General features: G+C 40.7%; 1 tRNA gene and 3 rRNA genes. All 4 read right to left on the bottom strand.

Features of this window, described 5'->3' with window-relative positions:
• Nucleotides 1-180 precede the first annotated feature (180 nt).
• A 5S ribosomal RNA gene (gene rrf / locus ACVBJC_RS20390) occupies nucleotides 181-296 on the bottom strand.
• A 14-nt stretch (nucleotides 297-310) separates the two neighbouring features.
• Nucleotides 311-386 (bottom strand) — tRNA-Thr (locus tag ACVBJC_RS20385).
• Nucleotides 387-446: 60 nt separating this feature from the next.
• Nucleotides 447-562, bottom strand: a 5S ribosomal RNA gene (gene rrf / locus ACVBJC_RS20380).
• Nucleotides 563-736: 174 nt separating this feature from the next.
• Nucleotides 737-826, bottom strand: a 23S ribosomal RNA gene (locus ACVBJC_RS20375); the annotation flags it as partial.

The raw sequence follows: 826 nt of genomic DNA, 5'->3' as shown, positions 1-826 counted from the left end.
TTTTAAAGTTATCCATAACCACAAATGAAGAGAATACGATGAATGCAATTAGATCATATTTTTACTTAGATTGGTATAACGGGGTACGTAGGGATTTGTTTTTTTCGCGAAACGCATATACAAAAAAGCCCGTTGCATTAGCAACGGGCTTTTTTGCTTCTCTTTCGAGAATAATTTAGCGCCTGGAAATGACCTACTCTCACATGGGGAGACCCCACACTACCATCGGCGATATTGCGTTTCACTTCTGAGTTCGGAATGGATTCAGGTGGTGCCACAACTCTATGGTTTCCAGACAAATTCTTAAAAATGGTGCTGATACCCAGAATCGAACTGGGGACCTCATCCTTACCAAGGATGCGCTCTACCGACTGAGCCATATCAGCGATATCTGTCTATATCATTCCGTCTTACATATTAACCGCGGATTGACATTATAATTTGGCGCCTGGAAATGACCTACTCTCACATGGGGAGACCCCACACTACCATCGGCGATATTGCGTTTCACTTCTGAGTTCGGAATGGATTCAGGTGGTGCCACAACTCTATGGTTTCCAGACAAATTCTGTATTACTTTCAGTTTTTAAAAAACTAAAGGTAAAAAATTTTAGAAAGCTGTTACTCGCTAGCGCAAGTAATTGAAATTAGTTATTGAGTTCGAACACACATTAAGTGTTTATTCTAATTTTGATGATGCAAAAAACATCAATCTCATAAAACCCATCAGGGTTGTATGGTTAAGCCTTACGAGTCATTAGTACAAGTTAGCTCAACGCCTCACAACGCTTACACACCTTGCCTATCAACGTCCTAGTCTCGAACG

This window comes from Shewanella sp. 0m-6 (assembly GCF_052977325.1).
This window is presented reverse-complemented; position numbering and strand designations above follow the sequence as displayed.